This is a genomic window from Micromonospora endophytica, from assembly GCF_003236305.1.
Taxonomy (GTDB): Bacteria; Actinomycetota; Actinomycetes; order Mycobacteriales; family Micromonosporaceae; genus Micromonospora; species Micromonospora endophytica.
Window position 1 is genome coordinate 12,146 of the sequence record NZ_POTX01000022.1, and the last position, 20,755, is coordinate 32,900.

Here is a 20,755-nt window from a genome sequence, read left to right on the forward strand (position 1 = left end):
GACAATATTCCGACGTTACGCGTCGGCCGGAAAGGCATACACCAGTTCGTACGCCTCGGCGTCGAGCACCATCAGCGATACCTCAACGCAGCGGTCACCTGCGTAGGCGTACCTGGTGATCTCGAAGACCAGGCTCCCTTCTCGACGTAGACCCAGCCCGTCCCGGCCGTCCACCCCGTCAATCTCTTCCGGGGTGGGTGCGCGACTGATCACCCGCTCGACAAATCTCGTGGGCGCGAATCCCATCTCGGCGAGCCGGGCGAACGTCCCACCCGGTCCGGTATCGGTGTGTTCGATGCGAGTCCCACGGGTCAAACCTGTCGGAAGATAGGCGGTGGCGAGCTGGACGGAGCGTCGATCCCGCACGAAGCGGCGGTACCTCGACAACACTGCCTCACCGGGCGGCACCCCGAGCGCTTCGGCAATATGCGGCGGTGGCACGACATCGCCCACCTCGACATCTACCGCCTTCGGCGGATTCGGTGCGTCGTGCGCCTGGATCGACAGCCCGCGCCCCCACTGTTTCGACGACAGTCGACCAGGAGAGGAGCGAGGGATTCGGCCCGCCCGGACGTAGCTGCCGGAACCCCGGCGTGACTCGACCAACCCTTCAGCGCGCAGGCGATCGATAGCCTTCTCCGCAACGCCCCGGGCCACACCCGCTTCGGTCGCGGCAAGCTCGCGTAGCGTAGGGAGCTTTGCGCCAGCTTCGTAACCCTGGACGCCCTCCCTGATCCTGCGCCTGAGTTCGGCGGCGAAGGTCTCGGCGCTGTGCTTTATCGTCGGGTCGCTCGCGTTGTCCACCGGATCTCCAACTGTCGTCTGACAGAAGGCTACTTGCGGCCCTGTGGCGGCATGGAGCGGGCCTTGCGACCCGGCAAATCTCTACAGATTAACTTTGGACTCTCGGGTTGTCTACGGACAATTTGTCGCCCGCGGGTATGCCTCCGGCGTGCGTCGGCGGTGCCTACATGTACTCCGCAGCGACTTCCTCCGCTTCCGCCACGAACTCATCAAGCTCGGCTGGGGTCAGCTTCTTCTCTTGCAGTAGCTGCCCAAGGACGAAGATCTCGGCGGCGATCATGGTCTCGGCGGGGATGTTGTCGACCAGCGCCGGTTCGCCGAGGGCGGCGCGGATAAGACCCTCCATCTCAAGGGCCGGCAGGGTGTCCCCGTCCTGGTACTGGGAACGGGTTGTGGACACCCATGCGGCAACATCGCTGGGACTGGCATCCGGTTCGAAGTGCCGGTTGACAGCAAGGGTGAATGCCGCCCCAATGACCTGGAGGCCGCCGACCCAGCCGCCACGGCCGATCTCTGCGACGAGGGCCTCGGCGGCATCCCAGTCAGCTCGGGCCAACGCACGGACTAGATCGCTGAGCGCTTGAACCTTCACCTCTTCAACCTCGCTATCGTCTTGCCGGCCGCGATCATGAACCACCGTGCCCCCATGCCTGCCAGTAGGCCGACCACCACGAGATTGCCTGCGGCCTCCGCGCCATCAATCTTCGGCCGTGGTGCCGGGCTTGAAACTACGGGGGTACCAGTTCCCGTTGACTGAGTCCCGGAAGGCCCCTTCGGATCCTTTAAAAGCTTGATCAACTTATGTGAGGAGTCGACTGCTTCGGCCGCTCGCTCCTGTAGTTCGTCGGCCTTCCGCGCGGCCCGGTGGAGCACTCCCCGCATTCGGTCGCGGGCGAGGTCACGTCGGTCGCTGTCGGCCACGAGTTCTTCGCCGGACGGTGGCGTGGATGCGGCGGCTGCTTGAGGTGCCGAGCCCGGGGCGATGGCATTGAGGTACGCGCTGACATTCCGGGCAGCTTCGCTGCTGAGCCGGGCCAACCGGTGTGCCTTGTCAGTGCCGGTGCGGCTGTTGGCCACCGCCGCGCGGAGCGTCGGATGATCGGAACCCCTGCCAGCCGCCACGTACCGGGTGTTCGCCTCGGCGACGCCTGTTGCCGCGCGGGTGGCGCGTACCGCGACTGCGTCCAGTTGGTCCATAGCGGACTTGAGTTGGGCGATGACCTGGGCGAGCAGGCCGCTCATCCCAGCACTTCCCGGTACGCGTTGCCGCTCTCTTGCGCCGCGGCGATGGCCCGCAGGGTCAACTTCACCTCGCGTACGGCGTCGGCGATGGCCTTGCGGGCCTGTTGTGCCTCGGTCCGCTGGCTGTCGTGCAGGGTGGCGAGCACGAGCGTGGAGACCTCGTCGAGGGTCGTGCCGACCCCTTCGATTGTCGTTTTGCCCTGCTCAAGCAGGTAGTTGGCCTCTCCGAGGGCGGCCTTGACCTCACCGATGCTCACGGGTCAGCCAAGGATGCTGATGTATTGCCGGGCCGCCTGGGCGCTGCCCTGAAGGACCGTCGCCGCCTCGATCAGCCGTTGCTTGCTCTGCTCGGTTCGGCTGATCGCCTCCGAGATCGTGGGATGTCCGGTGCCGGCGGCGACTGCGCGAAGCCGGGAGAGCACCTGTTCGGTGCCCTCGATGGCGGCTCGGATCTGGTTCGTCGTCGCGTTGCACTGCTCGGCTGCCTGGGCAAGTTCGGCTTTGACTTGCTCGATGCTGGCCATGCCGTCCTTCCGGTCCGCTTCGCGGAATGCTGGGGTCCATCACTTGCGGTAGCGAGGCAGACACTATCCAACATGAATCCCCCTTCGCAGCCCCGCCTTACGGCGAGACGACAGTTGGCGGGTCGCCTGCGATCCGCAGACTCATCATTTATGGGCGGCGAGAACTGCTGCATGCATAATGAATGCATGGTTGCTCTTCAGATTCGGGACGTGCCGGAAGAAGTACGCGATGCCCTGGCCGCCCAGGCCAAGGCGCGCGGACAGTCACTCCAGGCGTACCTGCTGGAGCTGGTGGAGACCCAGGCCCGGCGACTGCGCAACACCGCAACCCTCGACCGCTTCGCCGGTCGATCGGACGGCACGCGGTCCCTGCCCGGGGAGAGTGCCTCGGAGCTGAACGACCAGCGGGAGCGGGGCGGCGGACCGTGGGGAAGTGCCGCGTGATCGTCGTGGACGCGTCGGTTCTGGCCGATGCCCTGGTCGACGACGGGCCGGTCGGCGACGCGGCGCGGGCGGAACTGACCCGAGATCCGCACTGGGCCGCGCCCGGGCATCTTCTGGTCGAGGTCATGTCGGTGATCGGAGGCAAGGTTCTCGGTGGGAAGCTCGGCCTCGCCCGGGCTCAGGAGGCGATCGACACCCTTTCCTCCTTCGTCATCGACGAGGTTGGTGTCGCGCAGCTACTTGACCGGATGTGGCAGTTACGGACCAATATCACGGCGTACGACGCGGCGTACGTCGCGACGGCGGAGTTGATGGCCTGCCCACTCGTGACCGGTGACGGTCGGCTCGCCAAGGCCAGCGGCGTCCGCTGTGAGATCCGACTGCTCGCGGCGTCCTGACGGTCGCTGACCCTCCTGATCACAGCTCGGTGGCTACCGGCACATCGAGTCGATCAGTTCGTCGAAGCCGGGGAACTCTTGCCGCGCTGCGGAGATGACGTCACCCGCCGACTGGCGGTGTGCCGGTGCCCAGCGTTCGGCGATCTCGATGAGGCGAGCCTCCGGACGCGGCTCATGTTCGTGGTCGGGGTACTCGGTGGCCTCGCAGGGACCGCAGCCGTCGGCGAGCAGCCAGAGATAGGCCCACAGGTCCCGCGCCACGACACTCCGCTGACCTTCTGAACCAAGGAACGCCACCGGCTGCTGCTCGATCGGCTCGCCGGGACGCACCAGCCAGAAGGCGGCGAGGCCGCCCGTGCCGTCCTGCCCGAAGACCCGGAACTCGGAGCCGTCAAGCTCCGCGTTCCCCGTCCAGGCCCGCCACCACTCGGCGGTCTCAGCGGCGTCCAGGAAGTGCCGGTACGGCTCGAAGTCGACGCCGGCACCATCCCGGTAGTCGAAGCCGACCTGATGAGCTTCGGAGAGCGGAGTCGGCAGGGTACGACGATCATCTTCCACGGCAGCACCCTAGCGAGGAGGACCGACGCGAATTGAATCGCAACGTCACCCCCGTGCCGCGCGGGCCAGCACCTCCTCGGCGGTGAGCGGCACGAGTTGCGGTATGTCGGGCTGTCCGGGCCCGCTGAGGCCGCGAGTTGCGGCATCTCGTGCGCCCACCCACGAGTTGCGGCATCTCGTGGGCAGAGCCGACCGCCCCTATTGCCGGTCGCCCTAAGCGGACTTCGAGCCACCCGGTTGGCATCGGGGCGAGTTGTCCGGCTTCTGGTCCCGCCGGATCGACCGCGAACACCGGCTGGTGTGCCGAATCACCAAGGACGACGTTTTCACACTGAGATCACGCTTCTCATGACCATCGCTCCTTCATGCCAAGACCGGTCCTGGCGGTGGTCGCCCCGCCTGATCACACCTTGAAGACGTCCACGTCGTACAGCGCTGCCGATGCGTCTCGGGTGGCCAGGGTCAGATTCTCGGTGATCGCCTGTGCCACGAGCATGCGGTCGAAGGGATCGCGGTGGTAGGGCGGCAGGTGGCCGGCAGCGATGGCGTGGGCATGGGTCACCGGGAGTTCACGGAAGCCCATGTCCCGCACCTGCTCGGCAAGGTCAGCGGGTCCGGCAAGCTTCCCTACGCTCTGCTTGATGGTGATCTCCCACAGGCTGACCGGGGAGAGGAAAATGTCCGGATCGTGGCGCAGTTGGTCAAGGAACTCAGCGTCGAGGGTGGCATCGCCGGTGATGGCCCAGAGCGCGACATGGGTGTCCAGCAGCAGGGTCATGCGCCGATGCCGAAGTCATTGGCGATCTCGGCGTTGGTCTGTGGGGAGTCCCAGTCGCCGGAGAGGTCCACTTGCCCGGCGAGGGAACCCACTGCGGTGCGGTTGGCCCGGCGCACCAGTGGTACCACCTTCGCCACCGGGGTACCCGCCCGGTCGATGATGATCTCTTCGCCGCGTTCCACTCGTTCGATGATGCGCGACAGATGGGTCTTGGCATCGTGCATGTTGTAATGCACAGCTTCAGCCGACATCATTCGACCTCCTCGTTTAGCTAACAGCTTAGCCAACTCGACCCGCTGCCGTCCCGGTACGCTCCGATGAGCTGGGCGAACGCATGCGTGCGGCTACCCGCGCTGTGCCGCGCGGGCCAGCACCTCCTCGGCGGTCAGCGGACTGCGCGGGTGGTGGGTCAGCGACAGCGGGGTTCTGACCTTCCGGGGCGCGGCGCCTTCGGCGGCGAGGTAGAACTCGCCGACGGTCAGCCGGGAGATGTCCGGCACGTCGCCGCCCTTGGCCCGGGCCATCTCGCGGGCCGCCTCGATCTGGATCGGGCTGTTCATCAGGCCGTAGAGCTGCGTCGCCGCGTTGCCGGGGATGCGGTTGTGCAGCCCCTTCGGCGCCTGCGTCGCGAAGATCAGTCCGAGGCCGTACTTGCGGGCCTGGGCGGCCAGCGCCAGGGTGCTCTGCGTGCAGGCCGTCATCGCGCCCGACGGGGCGAAGGTCTGCGCCTCGTCCATCACCAGCAGTCCCAGCAACGGCCGGTCGCCCGCCGGGTTCTTCTTGATCCAGGCGAAGAGCGCCATCTGGAGCTGGTTGACGAAGCTCTGGCGTACGTCGTCGGAGGGCAGGCCGATCAGGCTGATGACCGAGATCCGGGCCCGCTTGCCCGGCTCGGGGGTGAGCAGGATCCCGGGGTCCATCGGCGTGCCCTCGCCACCGAAGAGCGGGTCGTTCACCATGGCGGCGGTCAACGTCTGCGCCAGGCTGAGACCGATCTTGTCGGCGTCGTCCAGGTCGATGATGCCGTCCGGCAGGTCGGCGAGCGTGTCGATCAGGCCCTTCAACCGCGTCCCGCCACGGCGGCCGTAGTGCTCGACGGCCTTGCGCAGCACCGCCAGCCCCAGGTGGGCCCGGCTGGCCCGGCCGGTGACCATGGCCCGGGGCGCGAGCGACGCCACGGCCGCCTCCACCGCCTCGGCGAACTCGTCCGGGTCGTCACGCACGCTTGTGAAGTCGGGCAATGGCTGGAAACTCAGCGGGCGGCCCGCCGTCCGCCGGGGCGTCCAGACCACGACGTCGGTGTGGGCCAGGTAGTCCTGTGCCTTGGCCGCGTCGCCCGGTCGCCACTGGGTGGGCGCGGTGGGCCAGCTTTCGCCGAGCCGGGCCAGGTCGTTGTTGGGGTCGAGGACGATCGCGGAGACCCCCTGCACCGCGCACTCCTCCACGATCCGGCGGATCAGCACCGTCTTGCCGGAACCCGAGCCGGCGAAGATCGTGGTGTGCTTGCGGAGCGTCTCGAGCGCCAACGCGGCCGGCTTGTCGTCGTCGTACCCGTACCCGATCACCAACGCCGGCTCGGTCGGGCCGGCGGCTGCCGGGGCCGGGGGAGGCGGGCCACCGGCCGACGTCCAGCCGTCGACGTCGGCCAACGCGTGCTGGAGGAACTTGAGGTCCCGGGTCGGCCGGCGTGCGACCAGCCACCCCTGAAGGTCCATCGTGGCTTCGGCGAGCATCACCCGCAGCGCGGAGAGAATCCGCAGGTCCTCGTCGTCGAGGCCGATGGTCTGCCCACCGGCCTCGGTGAACGTACCGACGGCCCGTTGGGTGGCCGCGCTGCTGGACCATTCGCGATTGCGCAACAGGAACAGCTTGCGTCTGGTCAGGCCGGTGGTGAGCGCGGAGGCCACACATGCCTTGCGGAGCCGGGCCAGCGCCGCGTTGCCGTGGTGGTCGTCGCTTATCGCCCGGAAACACCAGTGCACCTGGTCCTCGGTGTGTTCGTCGAGGGTCAGGCGGAGCCGGGCGTGCAGCGGCGGGTCGGTGCTCGGTGGCGGGTCGACGCTGAACGCTTCCCCGGCGTCGCCACGTTCCAGGATCCAGGCGGTGAGCCCGGCGCTGAGCAGGGCCGGCATCAGCTCGTCCTCGGACGCCCGCCGCAGCGGGCCGGTGCTGTCGGCGCTGCTCCTCAGCTCGGCGAAGCGGGCGTCGTACTGTGCCATCTCCGCGCTGCTGGTGGCGATCGGGGCCGGCAGCGGCGCGCGGGGCTCCGCGGCCGGTGGTCCGCCGAGACTCACCAGCTCCCGGAGGTCGTCGTCGGCGATGCAGGCGCGGATGTGCTTGTCGATCTCGATGAGCAACTGACGCGGCGTGAAATCTTCTGCCCCGGCGAAGGCACGCGGGGACACCGGCCAGGACGGGTACGGCGGGGTGAATCCGATCTCCTGGTAGCGGAGGGTGAACCGCTTCTCGATGATCGCCCGACCGAGTTCCGCGTCGTCGATCCGGCGCAGCATCGGCGTCTCCCGGAACCGGTCGGCGACGGTGTCGGCGGCGGTGGATTTGATGATCGTCCACGAGTTGGGGATGCAGGCGAGGAGGGTGAGCGTCCGTCGGGTGCTCTGCCGCAGCGACATCAACCCGTCCGCCATCCGGGCCAGCATCAGCGCCTGTTCCGGGCTCATCGCGGCGGCGCCCACCACGGTGGGGTCGCCCTGGATCGCCAACTGGGCGACAAGCGTGTCGACCTGGTCGATCGCCACCACCGACGGGCCGGTGAGGGCCAGCAGCCAGGAGAGGTCCTGCACGATCTGCTGGGCGGAACGCGGCACGCGGCGCATGCCCCAGGCCGCGCGTTCACCCGCAACCACCTCCGTCCCGGAGAGGAAGTAGTTCTCCGCGAGGTCGCGGTGGCCGAGGTCCTCGGAGGCGCTCAGCGCCAGCGCCCGGGCGGTCTCCTGGCACATCCGGGCGGCGTGCCTGTCGAAGTCGCCGAGTCCGTTCAGGAAGGCGTCGAGCGCCGGCCGGGTCAGCTCGGTCTCGCCCATCACCGCCCGGCGGGCCGTCCGAGGTGCGCCCACCAGCGCCGACAACCGCTGCAACAGCAGGGTGAGCTGTGTCTGCGGGCCACCGGGCACCGGCCGAGCCAGGCCCTCCAACATCGCAGCCAGCACGCTGTCCCAGAAGGTGCCGGTGTCGAGCAGGCTCACCAGGAAGAAGTAGCCGCCCTGTTGCTGCACCTGCTGCCGGACCCAGCCCAGCAGGTGGGTCTTGCCGGACCCGCGCCGGCCCTGAATCACCAGGCCGAGCGGGCTGCCGGCGGTGCTCGACGCGGCCTCGGCCACACCGGCGAGCACCTCCCGGAGCACCGGGGCGTGCAGGCCCTCGATGTGGAACGGCAGTGGTCGCCACACGTCGTCCGGTACCGGTGCCCAGTTGAACCGCAGTGCCGCGAGGGCGGCGCGTTCCGCCTCGTTCATCACACGCCGATCGCCAGCAGATGGTTCTCCTGTCCACCGAGGTGCAGGGCGGCCTTGATGTCCGCCTCGGTGAGCGTCTTCTGGTTCGACTCCGGGGTGAGGTGCACGCCGTCGGAGCGGCTGAGCTGCCGCAGCGCGTCGTCCAGCTCCTCCCGGGGCAGGTCGGCGAAGAACGGGCGCAGCCGGCGCAGGCTCACCCAGGCCCCGGGCTCGGCCGCGAGCGCGTGGTAGGCGCTGACCACGCGCGCCGGCAGCGACCCGGCCGGTGCGGAGGGCGTGGCGGTGGCTGGTGCGCGTACGTCGCTCAACGCGAAGAGTTCGGTGAGCGTGGCGCAGCCGCTGCGGGCGAGCACCCGCTCCCGCAGGCTGTTCTGTAGGGCGGTCAACGCCGCGCCGAGCGCCGCCGCGCCACGGAGCGTGAAATCAAGGTCGTGCTGCACCCGTACCCAGCCCTTGTCGTCAAGTTGCAGGGCGTACGTGGATCCGCTCTTGCGGGCCGCCACGTAGTGCAGGCGGGTGAGCTTGTCGCGCTGGGGCTTGCGCACGTCAAGGCCGTACCGGTCGCGCAGTTCGGTGTTCAGCACCTCCCGCGCCTCGGCCATCAGCACGACGAGGATCGCGCTCTCCGATGCAGTCAGGTCATCGCCAGCCATGAAGGCGTCCTTCCGCTATGTCTCGGCGGCGGTTCCGCAGACAGGCACCGATCTGCTGAACCACGGCGCCGACGTCGTGGGTTACCCGGGCGTTGGTGAAACGCAGGACGACGTGTCCGTCCAGTTGCAGTTGGACGTCGCGCTGCCGGTCGGCCTCGAAGCGGTCCGGGCGGCAGTGCTCGGGACCGTCGATCTCCACCACGCACCGTTCGTCCGGCCACAGTAGATCGAGCCGTACCGGCGTGGCCAAGGGATGGGACTGGTAGCTCTGGTTCCACATCCGCCCGGCCGACCAGCTCACGGCGGCGAGCGCCGCCTCCAGCCGCTGCTCGACGGCGCTCGCCGGATGAGGCTTCCCGATCACCGCAGGTGCCGGGGCAGGCACGGAAGGTGCGGGCAGGTCGATCCGGGCGACCGGAACTCCCTCCAGCCGCGCCGCGCCGGTTCCGGTCAGCCAGACCGCCGGGCCGCCATGGTGTACGAGCCACGCGGCGCCCGCCGCGACCACGGCACCGTCGGCCTGGGTCGGTTCGACGAGCAGCACCACCTTGCGGCGGCCGAACGCGTCGGCGACGAGGCGCGCCAGCGCGGCCGCCCGGACACGCAACGGCAGGGTGGTGGTGGCGGTGGTCCGTCGTGCGGTCACCGCGAAGGTGGCCAGGTCCGGCAGGAAGGAACCCGGGTAGCGGTCGCGGCGGGCGAGGGCGGTGGCGGCGAGCCGGATCGCGGCCAGGCCGGCGGTGTCGGGGCGGACCTCCTCCGCCGCTTCCGGCAGCCACGCCGGCAGGAGTTCGACAGCTACCTGTTCGAGCCGGTTCACCGCGGCGTGCGCGAACTCCGCCGGCATCGCATGGCGTACGACCGGATGATGCACCACGGCGGCCAGTTCCCCCTGGTCGCGGGCGATCAGCATGGCCAACGCGTCGGTAGGTGCCTCAGGCAGTGCGACGACCCGATCCGCCGGCACGTCTGCGAGTTTCCGGCTCATGCGGCCGCGACACCCCTCCCCCATCGGCCGTGGACGTTGCCGCACAGGCTCGCCGGGCACCAGTGCAGAGTCGCGTTTCGGACCGTACGCGAATGTCTTGCACACTCAGGCGGCCGCGTCGCACGTTTGAGTACGTACCACTCAGGACGTGCACCCGACGGGTCCCTAGGTTCGCCCTCATGATGTGCTCTCAATCCGTCTCTGCATCCAATACCTGGTTCAGGCGCACACTGACGGCCCTGGCCTGCGGCGCCCTTCTGCTTCCAACGATTTTCGCGTCGCCGGCCAGCGCCGACGACGATCGACGCAGCGACAACCTCTCCGACCTGCAGATATGCGATCTGTCCGCCTGCTACCTCGCGCTAGGTGTCGTCGATTCCGACGGCGACGGGGTGGCCGACGCCGACGAGATCGCCCTCGGCTACGACCCGCTCGACCCGGCCAGCACCCCGCCGCTGCGCCTGGTCCTGGACGCGACGCTCGACGGGAAGCTGCCGACCTACGAGCTCGGGTACGGCACGTGGGCCGTGTTCCCGGAGGAGTTCGTCAAGGGCCTGGAAAAGAAGTGGTACGCCCATCAGCTCGGGGGTGTCGGGTCGAGCCTGCCGTCGCAGGTCTTCGGGATCCCCACGCGCAGGGACAGCCTCGCGCTCGCCGGGATCGACGACGGGCTGCTGAAGGGCCTCGGCATCGAAGCGCCCTGGAAGACCGGTCTGACCTTCGGCCTGACCCTCGGCAGCTCCGGCAAGAAAATGGACATCGACCTCGGCCGGTTCAACGGCAGCTGGTACGGCGCGTACGACGGCGCGACCGCGTGGTGGGCAGCCAGCCACGGCGGCGTGACGAGCACGGCCCCCGACAACGGGACGTGGGTGCAGGGGTACGGCGACGGGTCCTCGTCGAGAACCTTTCCCGGCACGCCGGGGTGCGAGGACCTGTGCACGTCGAGCAGCCGGACCGAGTACTACGACAAGGATCTGAACACGGCGGGGACGTCGACCGACGAGGCGTACTACGACCTGAGCGGCAGGTACCACACCGAGAAGACGCAGCGCGACCAGAACGGGAACGTCGTCAAGGAGACGCACACCGTCCACCAGAGAAACAAGGACGGCAGCACGACGATCACGAAGGACACCACGGAGTACGAGCGCGACGAGAACGGCAAGACCACCGGGACGAAGAAGACCCACACCGAGCGCACGGTCGACGAGGACGGCAACGAGACCTCATCGACCACCACGACCCAGAAGTGCGACGCCAAGGGTGAGAACTGCACCGACGGAATGACCACCGGCGAGGACTTCACCGGACTGGTCCTGCCCGGCACGGCCTGGCTCTCGCACCAGGAGGCGACCGCCGCGCTGGCCAAGGTGCTCACGATGAAGGGCGCGACGGTCACCCCGGTGCAGGATGCCCCGTCCGTGATCGGCGTGCTGACCGACGACGACGTCAAGGCGGCCCTGAATCGCCGGGACCTGATCTCGCTGTTCTCGGGCGACGACATCGCCACCCACGTCGGCGCGATGGTCTTCGGGACCGGCTGGAACAAGGCCAAGCCGGAGACCCGTCCCGACCTGCCCAGCCCGCTCGACGGGGCGACCGGCATCGGGGGCCCCGGCGGAGGTTGTCCGTCCGGCCCCGGCACCTGCTGAGACCGCTGTCCGACGGCGACGCGGATGTCGTCGCAGCCGTCCGCCGTCGGAGCGGGTGACTACCGGTTCGAGATCCCGTACCGGGCGAGGTCACCCCGGGAGGTGATGCCGAGCTTGGCGTAGGCCCGGGACAGGTGGTTCTCCACCGTCCGCACCGACAGGACCAGCCGCTTGGCGATCTCGGCGTTCGTCGCCCCGCCCGCCGCGAGTTCGGCGACGAGGCGCTCGCGGGAGGTCAGTGGGTCGGCGGGCACGGGTGACCTGCCCAAGAGGGGGGTGGGCGGGTCACCCACTTCGTGCGCGAGTTCGTCGGCTCGTCGTCGGGCCGCAGCCGCGGCCCGACCGGACGCGCATCGGGACGCCGCCGCTGCGGCCTCGGCCGCGTACAGCGGCGAACCGACGGCCTCGAAGGCCGCCGCGGCCGCCAGCAGGGTCTCGGGGGAGGCCTGCTCCAGCCCGGTGGCCAGGGCCAGGCGCGCCGCGCCGACCGCGGACCCGACGGCGAGCGAGGTCAGCCGGGCGCGTACCCCGGTGCCATCGTGCATCCGGAGACGCTCGTGCAGGATCCAGGACTCGGCTGCCACCGCCCGTTCCTGCGCGGCCCTGGCCTGGCCCTGCCGCAGCAGGTCACAGGCGAGGGCATGGTGTCCCTCGGCGTACGCCGCCCAGCCCAGCGCGATCGGGACGGTGTGGCGCAGGAATCCCAGGCCCGCCTCCGGCGAGCGCAGATACCGCACCCACGCCGGATCCGGGGTCAGGCCGCGTGAGCCGTAGGCCACGGTCAGCACGGAGAGGCAGACCCGGGTGCAGTCGGTCATCCCGGCAGCCACCGAGGTCACCAGGCTGCGCCGCGCCCAGCGCGCCGCATCGTCCAGGTGCCCCGCCTGCATCCGGGCCGCGCCGACGCAGCAGGCGGCCCAGGCGCGTTCGAAGACGACGCCGTTGGCCAGCGCGCTGTGGTAGGCACGCTCGGCGGTGTCGGCGGCGTCGTCGAGGCGACCGTGCTCACGCAGGGCGTGGCTCGCGTACACGAGAAGTTTGTCGCGGGTCCCGGCGGCCGCCTCCGGCCCGGCGGCCGGGACCTGGTCGAGCAGTTCCTCGATGACGGCGACCGCCTCGCCGGTCCGTCCGATGTGCGCCAGGGCGTTGCTGCGGCTGGTCGCCAGCATGGTCCGGACCGGCAGCGGCAGCCTGGTGCCGTCGGAGATGACCGACGCGAGGGCCAGCGCCTCGTCCGGGAATCCGGCGTACGCCAGGGCGTCGGCCTCGGCGACCGCGAAGAGGGCTTCAACCGGTGCCCCGGCGGGGTATCGGGCGGATTGCTGCCGCAGCACGTTCCGGGCGCCAGCCAGGTCGTAGCGACCCCAAAGGATCACCTTGTGCAGGGTTACCGCGAGCAAAGCGGCGTCCGCGCCGGGCGGGGTGCGGTCCAGCGCGTCACGCAGAGCGGTCACGGCTTCATCGGCGCGCCCGGTCTCCCAGCGGGTGACCGCGTAGACGAGGGCGGCGCCGACGGCGACCTCCGGGTGGGTGGTCCAGACATCGGGGGCCCGGTCGAGGCACGCCCGAGCCAGCCGTACCGCGACGTCGGTCGCGCCGCCCGCCGCCGCGACCCGCGCTGCGGCCAGCAGCGGACCCGGCTGCACGGCCTCGCCGGCGTCCAGGCTCAGTACGGTGCACCGTACGTGGTCGTGTGGCGCGAGGGTCCGGGCGACCGCCAGGTGCTCGCGGAGCACCGCCCGCCGCTGGGCGGGCGACAGCCCGTCCCACAGCACCTCGGCGAACAACGGATGGACGAACCGCACGGTCTCGGCCGCCCAGACCGCGATCCCGTGCGTGACCAGGTGCTCGGTTCCACCAAGGTGCCCGGCCTGCTCGACCTCGCCGTCGGTCGCCCGGCCGGTGGCCGCCAGGAAGCGGGCGGCGGAGACAGCGTCGTCGGGCAGACCCGCCAGGCGGGTCGGCAGGAGGCTGCGCAGCCCCGTCGGGACCGGCAGCGGTCCGACGGCGTGCCAGCCGGCCGTCGAACGGCGTAACGCGCCGGAGCGTCGCGCGCCGTCGAGCAACTGGGTGACGAACAGGGCATTCCCGCCGGTACGCCGCCACACGTCGGCGACCACTCCGGCGTCCACCGGTCCGTCGAGCAGCGTGTCGACGAACTCCTCCGTCGTCGTCCGGTCGAACGGCGCGACCGGCAGCACGACGGTGCCCGATGCTGCCGCGAGCTCGGCCAGCACGGACGGAACCCGACCGTCGGCGGTCCGCACCGTGCCGACCAGTGTGCGGCCGGCGTCGCGGGCGACCCGCACCGCGACGGCCAGGGAGACCTCGTCGCACCCGTCCAGGTCATCGACCGCGAGCACGGCGCCGGCGGGGACCGCTCGGAGCACCTGGGCGACCATCTCCGCGAGTGACGTCGTCGCCGGGTCGACCAGGTGAGCCAGAGCCGCCAGTGGGACGTGCGACAGTCCGCGCGTGCCCCAGGCGCGGACGGCGGGAAGAGAGGTGGAGACGGCGTCGAGAAGTCGGGTCTTGCCCACGCCGGCCTCGCCGGTGACCAGGACCACATCCGTCAGTGGTTCGCGCACCGCGGCAAGGATCTCACCGAGCTCCCGAGCCCGGCCGACCATCGTCATGCCGGGATCATCCACCACCACCTGTCGTGCGCCAAGGTGCCATCGGGCACCCTACTCTGGCTGGTCATCGACGAGATTGGTGTGGTCGCCCAGCCTGGTCACACCTTGCGGACGTCCACGTCGTACAGCCCAATCGATGCGTCGCGGGTGGCCAGAGTCAGGCTCTCAGTGACCGCCTGCGGACCGTATGGGGGAGTCAGCCCGCGCCAGGCTCCAGCAGACCGGCTCGCTGGGCGAACATGGCGGCCTGCACCCGGTTCTCGCAACCGAGTTTGGCGAACACCCGGTAGACGTGGGTCTTGACGGTCCCCTCGGAGACGAAGAGGCTCCGGCTGATCTCGGCATTGGAGAGGCCCTGCGCCAGCAGAATCAGGACTTCGCGCTCCCGGGCGCTGAGCAGGTCGATCTGGGCCAGGTCGCGCTCCGGCCGGACGGCCGCCGTGGGCAGCTTGTTGAGGACCTGCCGGGTGATCTTCGGGGAGAGGAAGGCGTTGCCCGCGGCGGCGGCGCGGATGGCGTACGGGAGTTCCTCGGCGGCCGATTCCTTGAGCAGGAACCCGGCTGCTCCGTCGCCGAGCGCCTGAGCGACGTACTCGTCCTGGCCGAAGGTGGTGAGCACCACGATCTGCACCGAGGGCACCAGGCGACGGATCTCCCGCAGCGCGGCCAGGCCGTCGAGGACCGGCATCTGGATGTCGAGCAGCACCACGTCCGGCCGGTGCCGCATGACCAGGTCGATCGCGGCCCGGCCGTCGGCGGCCTGCGCGATCAGGTCGATGTCGGCGGCCGGCCGCAGGATCGCGTCGATAGCGGTACGGATCAACGAGTCGTCGTCGGCCAGCACCACCCGCAGAGCATCCGTCATGGCATCGTCCCTCGCCGTCGTACGGTGATTGTCACTCCTGCTCGAAGGCTTGCTTGTCGGCCAGCACGCCGTCGCGGAAGCAGAACCGGTAGATCATGCCGGTGCTCTCGGCGCGGATCTCGGCCAGGGCCGACGCCGCATAGTCGACGCAGGTGGCACCGGGCACCGGTCGGCCTCCGGCCACTCCGGTGACCGCGTGGTCAGCGCCGGGCAGTAGCGCACGGACGTCACGTTCCGCGGCGCCGACGCGGGCGGCGGCGTAGGTTTCGGAGTCAACGGAACCGTCGCTCAACGTGACCCAGATCGCGACCCCGGCCAGGCACAGCACCAGGAGACCGACGATGCCCAGGCCGCTGAGCGCCAGGACGAGCCGCGAGCGGCGACGCTCCCGGTCGACAAGCACCGCGAAGTCGGGGCCGGGCGGCACCGGTCGCTGACCGGCGCCGAGCGGGGCGGACTCGTCGCTCACGTAGGGCAGCGTCGCCGCCAGCCGGAACCCGCCGTCCGGCGTCGGCCCGTGATAAAGCATGCCTTCGGCGACCCGGACCCGCTCGGCCAGACCCAGCAGCCCCTGCCCGGAGGTGACCCGTACGACCCGCTGCCCGGCGGTGTTCGTCACGCCTGCGACAAGCGCGTCCGACTCGTACCGCAGGGTCAGCACGATCGTGCCGCCCTGGGCGTGCCGCAGCGCGTTGGTCAGGCCCTCCTGGATCACCCGGTACGCCGCGTGCTCGGTGAGCGTCGCCAGCGGCCGTGACTCCCCCTCCTGGACGATCTCCACCTGGGCGCCGGAGGCGCGCGCCTGCTCGGCCAACTCGTTCAGGCCGGACAGCGGCCGGACCAGGGACTGGGTGTCGTCCTGCCCGAGGATGCCGAGGATCTGCCGCAACTCGGTCATCGCTGCCGACGCGGTCTGCCGCACCAGATCGACGGTCTCGGCACGCCCGTCCTGCTCGGCACGCCCGTCCTGCTCGGCGCGCATCATTCCGGCGTACAGGGAGATCAGGGTCAGTTTGTGTCCCAGCGAATCGTGCAGGTCCCGGGCGATGCGGGCCCGCTCCCGGGTCTGCGCCTGCCGGGCGATCTCGTCCTGCTGGTTGTGCAACTGCACGTTGCGGCGGTTCATCGCCGCCAGCAGCATCCGCCGCCGCCGCACCAACCGGGCCACGCCGGCCGGCAGAACCGCCAGCGCCACGAACATGCTCGAGAACAGGACCGCCCACTGCACATCCAGCGGCTGCATCCAGACCAGGGAGACGACGTAACACACCCAGCCCACGGCGAGCGCGGCTGCCAGTTGCCACCAGCGCGCGACGCGGTAACCGGCAGCGGCGCTCAGCACGAGCAGGACCAGGGTGTTGGGTCCTCCGGTGGCCAGCCCGATCACGGACATCGCGACGTACGCGGTCGTCGGCATCCGCAGCCGCAGCGCCAGCAGGACCGGCGTGGAGATCGCGACCAGCCACGGCGCTGCCGGGTACCAGCTCACGGTGGCCGACGTGATCGTCGCGGTGAGGGTCACCAGCACGATCAGGCCGATCTCGTAGACCAGCCGCCAGGCCCCGACCTGGCCTGCCCGCTCGCGCCACCCGGTGGCCCACCCTACGGTCGCCGTGGCCATCGCGCCCCCGCTCAATTCCGGACCGCCCCGCCGGACTTGATGCCATGCCGCCGGGCCAGGTACAGCGCCGCCTCGGCGTAGATCATCACGGCGACCATGTCGACGATGGCCGCCGGCGCGGTGGTCACCGAATTGGCATCCATCGTGCCGGTGACGACGATGAGCGCGATCACGGACACATTGTTGACGATGTGCAGGCCGAGTGCGGCTTCCAGCCCGCCGGTCCGGATGGTCAGCACCGCCGACACCACACCGTAGAAAATCAGGGCGACCAGGCTCCAGCCGCTGTCCAGGCCGTGCACCAGCCCGAACACCACTGAGGACAGGCCGACTCCAGGCCACGGCGAGCGCATCCAGGACCCGAACGCCTGCACCAGCCAACCGCGGAAGAAATACTCCTCGCCGGCCACCTGCAACGGCACGAGAAGCACGACGAGAGCGAGACCCGCCGCCACCCGTGGCCAACCCGTCCAGGTGAACTCCGTACCGTCACCCGGCAGCATGTCGAGCAGCCCGAAACTCGTCCCCACCACGGGTACGGCGAGCAGCAGGCAGGTGGCGAGCCAGCGCCCGCGCAGTCGTCCGGCCACCGAGGACACCGTCCCGGCCGGGCGACGCTGCACCCACCGGGCCGCCAGCAGGGTCAGCGGAAGCAGCGCGGCGAAGGGCAGCAGCGTGAAGGCCAACTCCGCCTCGGCGCTGCGGTCCAGGAAGTCCCGTGGCCCGCCGGCCAGCACCACGATCGAGCCGACCGCGGCGACGCCGCCCGCGAGGAGCAGGGGCAGGCCCGCCAGGATCAGCAGCGTACCGAGGGCCGGTCGCCACCAGCGGTGCCGGCCGGTGTGGGCGAGCCGGTGATAGGGAACCGGCGCGGGCGTCACGCCCGGTGCCGGCTGCTGGGGAAGCGTCGTCATCATGCGAATCATCGTCGTGAACGACCCGGGTGGGAGACGTCTGCCGTAGGCGTGATCGTCGATATCACTTTCGTCGTACGGCGGTGACGGCCGAGATCCCACGAAGCACTGACGACTCGTCCGCCGTTTCCGGCGACGCTTCTCGGCATTCCCAACGACCTCTTGGAGGAACGGCCGTGAAGAAGGTTGGAATCGGCATCGCGGTGGTGCTCGCTGTCCTGTGCAGTGGGCTGGGCTTCTCGGCCTACCAACTGTTCGCCACCGGCAAGGAGATGATCAAGGCTGGCATCACCCGCCAGCAGTTCGACGCCCAGCAGGTGGGCGCGCCGGAGACGCAGGTACGCGCCGCGCTGCCCGATCCGCTCACCGACCTGCCCGACAAGGATCTCTACGCCGGCGACCCCGGTAAGAAGGGCATGCCGGAGGGCGCCTCGTGCATCTACTACTCGCTTGCGCTGAGTGAGGAGAACGGCCCTGACCTGTGGCGGTTCTGCTTCGTCAACGGCACCCTCGCGGAAAAGACCAGTCTGACCATCCCAGAGTGACAGTTGCCGGGCTGCCCGCCGCCGCTCGGCCGGCCGCACCTGGTCGGACTCGTGTTCGACGTACTCGGCTGGTTGGCGCCGATGACCGTGGACCGAGTTCAGCCCTGGCCGGGACTCGCGACGGGCAGTCCCGCGATCTTGGCCTGTTCGAGCAGTCGCCGGTCATAGCTGACGAAGGCGACAAGTGCCGTACCGGACTCGTTGGTCAGCACCTGTGCGGTGGCCAGGTGGATGGCGTCGAGACTACGGAGCGCCGGCTCGGCGAAGGCCGCTGCGGTCGCGCGGATCGTGCTGTCGATCTCCAGCCGGAAGAGCCGGCCGACAGCGGCCGGCACTCCGATCAGGGCTTGCGGAGCGGAGCGTCGTAACGCTCGGGGCACTTCCACCTCGACCAGGGCGGAGGAGACCAGCGGTACGTCGTCGTGACTGTTCAGCCAGGCGACGAGGTCAGCGCTGCATTCCTCCTGCCGCACCAGCTTGACGACGGCAGCGGAATCGAGGTAGATCACCAGCGCTCCTCCTCCCGCATTGCGGCGAGGGTGGCGGCCACGTTCACGTTCTCGTCACCGAGCTTCGGCGGAAGCGGAACAGGGCCGCCGCCGATCGGAGCGACCGCCCGTCCGGCGGCGACCAACCTGGCCAACATTGACCTGTCGTCACCTACCGGGACAAGTCGGGCGATCAGCCGCCCACGGTCGGTGATCTCGACGGTCTCACCGCCACTCACCCGCGCCAGCACCTGGCTGGTGTTCTGGTTCAGCTCCCGCACCCCGATGCGCTCCATGGATCAGAGCGTAGAACTAAACGTTCTACTTTTCCAGATTGCCGACGAACCGGCCGTGGCGGTGGGCGGCGGTCAGGCGGCCAGGGTGGCGTAGTGGCCGTTGCGGTCCAGCAGGCTGCGGTGGTCGCCGGCCTCGACGACCCGGCCGTGATCGAGCACCACGATCTGGTCGGCGTTGCGGACGGTGGAGAGCCGGTGGGCGATGGTGATCGTGGTACGCCCCTCGGCGAGCACGTCGAACGCCCGCTGCACGGCCCGCTCGGTCTCGGTGTCCAGTGCGCTGGTGGCCTCGTCGAGGACCAGGATGCGCGGGTCGCGCAGCAGCGTACGGGCGATCGCGAGCCGCTGCTTCTCGCCGCCGGAGAACCGGTGACCGCGCGAGCCGACCATGGTGTCGTACCCGTCGGGCAGGGCCGCGATCAGGTCGTGGATCTGGGCGGCGCGGGCGGCGGCCTCGATCTGCGCGTCGGTGGCGTCCGGGCGGGCGTAGCGGAGGTTCTCCCGGACGGTGCTGTGCAGCAGGTACGTCTCCTGGCTGACCACGCCGACGATCCCGGCCAGGTCGACCAGGCGCAGGTCACGCAGGTCGACGCCGTCGATGGTGACGCGGCCTGCGGTCGGGTCGTACAGCCGGCTGATCAGCCCGGCCAGGGTGCTCTTGCCGGAGCCGGTCTCGCCGACCAGGGCGAGGCTGGTGCCGGCCGGCACGTCGAGGGTGATCCCGGCGAGCGCCGCGGTGTCGCTGCCGGGATAGCTGAAGGTCACGTCATCCAGGCGCAGGTGTCCGCGTACCCGGACGGGGTCGAGCCGGACCGGCTCGGCGGGGTCGGCCACGTCGACCGGCAGGTCCAGGTACTCGAAGATCCGGGCGAACAGCGCCAGCGACGCGGCCAGGGAGACGCCCACGTTGAGCAGCCCCATCAGCGGCCGGAACAGGCCGCTCTGGAGAGCGGTGAAGGCGACGAGGGTGCCGATGCTCAGCGTGCCGGCGGCGCCGGGCAGGCCGGCGGCGAGGTAGATGACCGCCGGCACGGCGGCGAAGATGATGCTCATCGAGGCCATCCGCCAGCGGCCGGCCAGCTCGCTGCGCAGCTCCAGGTCGACGAGCCGGGTCGAGGAGGCGGTGAACCGGTCGACGAGTGCGGGGCCGGTGCCGAGGGTCTTGGCCAGTTGCACGCCGCTGATCGACAGTCCTTCCTCGACTGTGACGTTGAGGTCGGCGAGTTCGCGCTGGCGTTGGGCGGTGATCTCGCGCCGCATCCGGGCGACCCGCCGGGTCAGCCAGATCGCCGGGGGCAGCACGACGAGCGAGACCAGGGAGAGCTGCCAGGAGAGCGCCAGCATGGCGACCGCTGTGGCGATCACCGTGGTGAGGTTTGCCGCGACGGCGGTGGCGGTGGAGGTGACCACCGTCTGCATGCCGCCGATGTCGTTGGTGATGCGGGACTGCACCTCGCCGGTGCGGGTGCGGGTGAAGAAGCCGAGCGACTGCCGCTGGAGGTGACGGAAGACATCGGTGCGGAGCCGGTGCATGACTTGCTGACCGACCCGGGTGGAGAGCCAGGTCTGCACGACGCCGAGGACGGCGGTCACGGCGGCCACCGCGACCATGCCGAGCACCAGCCAGACCAGCAGTGTCAGGTCGCCCTGCGGCAGGGCCCGGTCGATCACCGTACGCAGCAGGAACGGGCTGGCCATCGCGACGATCGAGGAGGCCACGATGATCACGGTGACGGTGGCCAGCGCGGCCCGGTGGGGGGTGAACAGGCGGCCGATCCGGCGCAGCGACACCTGGCGGGCCTGCGCCTTCTCCTCGGCGGTGAGGGTGCGGTGGCCGCGGTCGCGGCCGGTGGGGATGGGTTCCAAGTGG

Annotated in this window: 23 protein-coding genes; 5 read left to right on the forward strand and 18 right to left on the reverse strand. The window is 70.0% G+C overall.

Annotated elements, in window-relative coordinates; all coding sequences use genetic code 11:
• Nucleotides 1-15: 15 nt before the first annotated feature.
• From C1I93_RS05505 to C1I93_RS05520, 5 genes are all read right to left on the reverse strand, one after another.
• Entirely contained in the window at nucleotides 16-804 is a 789-nt protein-coding gene (locus tag C1I93_RS05505; RefSeq protein ID WP_111242122.1) for a GntR family transcriptional regulator, read from the reverse strand.
• Nucleotides 805-967: 163 nt separating this feature from the next.
• On the reverse strand, nucleotides 968-1,396 hold the full coding sequence (locus tag C1I93_RS05510) for a hypothetical protein (protein ID WP_111242123.1): 429 nt from the start codon (nucleotides 1,394-1,396) through the stop codon (nucleotides 968-970).
• Complete coding sequence (locus tag C1I93_RS31135) at nucleotides 1,393-2,046, reverse strand: hypothetical protein (RefSeq protein WP_146603429.1); 654 nt, start codon at nucleotides 2,044-2,046, stop codon at nucleotides 1,393-1,395. The genes C1I93_RS05510 and C1I93_RS31135 overlap by 4 nt, the downstream gene beginning before the upstream one ends.
• Nucleotides 2,043-2,303 (reverse strand): hypothetical protein, encoded by a 261-nt coding sequence (locus C1I93_RS05515; protein WP_111242124.1) that lies wholly within the window; start codon nucleotides 2,301-2,303, stop codon nucleotides 2,043-2,045. The genes C1I93_RS31135 and C1I93_RS05515 overlap by 4 nt, the downstream gene beginning before the upstream one ends.
• 3 nt (nucleotides 2,304-2,306) lie before the next feature.
• Entirely contained in the window at nucleotides 2,307-2,570 is a 264-nt protein-coding gene (locus C1I93_RS05520) for a hypothetical protein (RefSeq protein ID WP_111242125.1), read from the reverse strand.
• Between the two features lie 186 nt (nucleotides 2,571-2,756).
• Here C1I93_RS05520 and C1I93_RS05525 point away from each other — a divergent pair, with 186 nt between their 5' ends.
• Together C1I93_RS05525 and C1I93_RS05530 are read left to right on the forward strand one after the other, a co-directional pair.
• Nucleotides 2,757-3,014: a FitA-like ribbon-helix-helix domain-containing protein gene (locus C1I93_RS05525; RefSeq protein WP_111242126.1), complete on the forward strand. Its 258-nt coding sequence runs from the start codon at nucleotides 2,757-2,759 to the stop codon at nucleotides 3,012-3,014.
• Entirely contained in the window at nucleotides 2,996-3,412 is a 417-nt protein-coding gene (locus tag C1I93_RS05530; protein WP_111242127.1) for a type II toxin-antitoxin system VapC family toxin, read from the forward strand. The genes C1I93_RS05525 and C1I93_RS05530 overlap by 19 nt, the downstream gene beginning before the upstream one ends.
• A gap of 33 nt (nucleotides 3,413-3,445) precedes the next feature.
• Here C1I93_RS05530 and C1I93_RS05535 read toward each other — a convergent pair whose 3' ends face one another.
• The gene (locus C1I93_RS05535; protein WP_111242128.1) at nucleotides 3,446-3,970 is read right to left on the reverse strand and encodes an SMI1/KNR4 family protein; all 525 of its coding nucleotides are present in this window, start codon (nucleotides 3,968-3,970) and stop codon (nucleotides 3,446-3,448) included.
• Nucleotides 3,971-4,223: 253 nt separating this feature from the next.
• Between C1I93_RS05535 and C1I93_RS33045 the strand changes: the two genes are divergently transcribed.
• On the forward strand, nucleotides 4,224-4,322 hold the full coding sequence (locus C1I93_RS33045) for a type II toxin-antitoxin system YoeB family toxin (RefSeq protein ID WP_111242129.1): 99 nt from the start codon (nucleotides 4,224-4,226) through the stop codon (nucleotides 4,320-4,322).
• 51 nt (nucleotides 4,323-4,373) lie between these two features.
• Here C1I93_RS33045 and C1I93_RS05545 read toward each other — a convergent pair whose 3' ends face one another.
• The 5 genes from C1I93_RS05545 to C1I93_RS05565 form a co-directional block, all read right to left on the reverse strand.
• Complete coding sequence (locus tag C1I93_RS05545) at nucleotides 4,374-4,748, reverse strand: type II toxin-antitoxin system VapC family toxin (RefSeq protein WP_111242130.1); 375 nt, start codon at nucleotides 4,746-4,748, stop codon at nucleotides 4,374-4,376.
• The gene (locus tag C1I93_RS05550; protein ID WP_111242131.1) at nucleotides 4,745-4,999 is read right to left on the reverse strand and encodes a type II toxin-antitoxin system Phd/YefM family antitoxin; all 255 of its coding nucleotides are present in this window, start codon (nucleotides 4,997-4,999) and stop codon (nucleotides 4,745-4,747) included. Before C1I93_RS05550 ends, C1I93_RS05545 begins: the two co-directional genes overlap by 4 nt.
• A gap of 93 nt (nucleotides 5,000-5,092) precedes the next feature.
• The gene (locus tag C1I93_RS05555; protein WP_111242132.1) at nucleotides 5,093-8,224 is read right to left on the reverse strand and encodes a helicase HerA domain-containing protein; all 3,132 of its coding nucleotides are present in this window, start codon (nucleotides 8,222-8,224) and stop codon (nucleotides 5,093-5,095) included.
• The gene (locus C1I93_RS05560; protein ID WP_111242133.1) at nucleotides 8,224-8,877 is read right to left on the reverse strand and encodes a hypothetical protein; all 654 of its coding nucleotides are present in this window, start codon (nucleotides 8,875-8,877) and stop codon (nucleotides 8,224-8,226) included. The genes C1I93_RS05555 and C1I93_RS05560 overlap by 1 nt, the downstream gene beginning before the upstream one ends.
• Nucleotides 8,864-9,865, reverse strand: a complete 1,002-nt coding sequence (locus C1I93_RS05565; RefSeq protein ID WP_111242134.1) for an endonuclease domain-containing protein — start codon at nucleotides 9,863-9,865, stop codon at nucleotides 8,864-8,866. The genes C1I93_RS05560 and C1I93_RS05565 overlap by 14 nt, the downstream gene beginning before the upstream one ends.
• A 392-nt stretch (nucleotides 9,866-10,257) precedes the next feature.
• On the opposite strand from C1I93_RS05565, the gene C1I93_RS05570 reads away from it, so the two are divergent.
• Nucleotides 10,258-11,520 carry a hypothetical protein gene (locus tag C1I93_RS05570; protein ID WP_111242135.1) on the forward strand — a complete coding sequence of 421 codons (1,263 nt, stop codon included), beginning with the start codon at nucleotides 10,258-10,260 and terminating at the stop codon, nucleotides 11,518-11,520.
• 59 nt (nucleotides 11,521-11,579) lie between these two features.
• On the opposite strand, the gene C1I93_RS05575 is transcribed toward C1I93_RS05570, so the two are convergent.
• The 4 genes from C1I93_RS05575 to C1I93_RS05590 form a co-directional block, all read right to left on the reverse strand.
• Complete coding sequence (locus tag C1I93_RS05575; RefSeq protein ID WP_146603430.1) at nucleotides 11,580-14,156, reverse strand: helix-turn-helix transcriptional regulator; 2,577 nt, start codon at nucleotides 14,154-14,156, stop codon at nucleotides 11,580-11,582.
• Nucleotides 14,157-14,352: 196 nt separating this feature from the next.
• Nucleotides 14,353-15,021: a response regulator gene (locus tag C1I93_RS05580; protein ID WP_111242137.1), complete on the reverse strand. Its 669-nt coding sequence runs from the start codon at nucleotides 15,019-15,021 to the stop codon at nucleotides 14,353-14,355.
• A gap of 31 nt (nucleotides 15,022-15,052) precedes the next feature.
• Nucleotides 15,053-16,642: a sensor histidine kinase gene (locus C1I93_RS05585; RefSeq protein ID WP_111242138.1), complete on the reverse strand. Its 1,590-nt coding sequence runs from the start codon at nucleotides 16,640-16,642 to the stop codon at nucleotides 15,053-15,055.
• A gap of 11 nt (nucleotides 16,643-16,653) precedes the next feature.
• The gene (locus C1I93_RS05590; protein WP_181445022.1) at nucleotides 16,654-17,556 is read right to left on the reverse strand and encodes a CPBP family intramembrane glutamic endopeptidase; all 903 of its coding nucleotides are present in this window, start codon (nucleotides 17,554-17,556) and stop codon (nucleotides 16,654-16,656) included.
• 176 nt (nucleotides 17,557-17,732) lie between these two features.
• Here C1I93_RS05590 and C1I93_RS05595 point away from each other — a divergent pair, with 176 nt between their 5' ends.
• Nucleotides 17,733-18,101 carry a hypothetical protein gene (locus C1I93_RS05595; RefSeq protein WP_111242140.1) on the forward strand — a complete coding sequence of 123 codons (369 nt, stop codon included), beginning with the start codon at nucleotides 17,733-17,735 and terminating at the stop codon, nucleotides 18,099-18,101.
• 98 nt (nucleotides 18,102-18,199) lie between these two features.
• On the opposite strand, the gene C1I93_RS05600 is transcribed toward C1I93_RS05595, so the two are convergent.
• From C1I93_RS05600 to C1I93_RS05610, 3 genes are all read right to left on the reverse strand, one after another.
• The gene (locus C1I93_RS05600; RefSeq protein ID WP_111242141.1) at nucleotides 18,200-18,610 is read right to left on the reverse strand and encodes a type II toxin-antitoxin system VapC family toxin; all 411 of its coding nucleotides are present in this window, start codon (nucleotides 18,608-18,610) and stop codon (nucleotides 18,200-18,202) included.
• Complete coding sequence (locus C1I93_RS05605) at nucleotides 18,607-18,885, reverse strand: type II toxin-antitoxin system Phd/YefM family antitoxin (protein ID WP_111242142.1); 279 nt, start codon at nucleotides 18,883-18,885, stop codon at nucleotides 18,607-18,609. Before C1I93_RS05605 ends, C1I93_RS05600 begins: the two co-directional genes overlap by 4 nt.
• A gap of 72 nt (nucleotides 18,886-18,957) precedes the next feature.
• Nucleotides 18,958-20,751 (reverse strand): ABC transporter ATP-binding protein, encoded by a 1,794-nt coding sequence (locus C1I93_RS05610; RefSeq protein ID WP_111242143.1) that lies wholly within the window; start codon nucleotides 20,749-20,751, stop codon nucleotides 18,958-18,960.
• Between the last annotated feature and the right edge of the window lie 4 nt (nucleotides 20,752-20,755).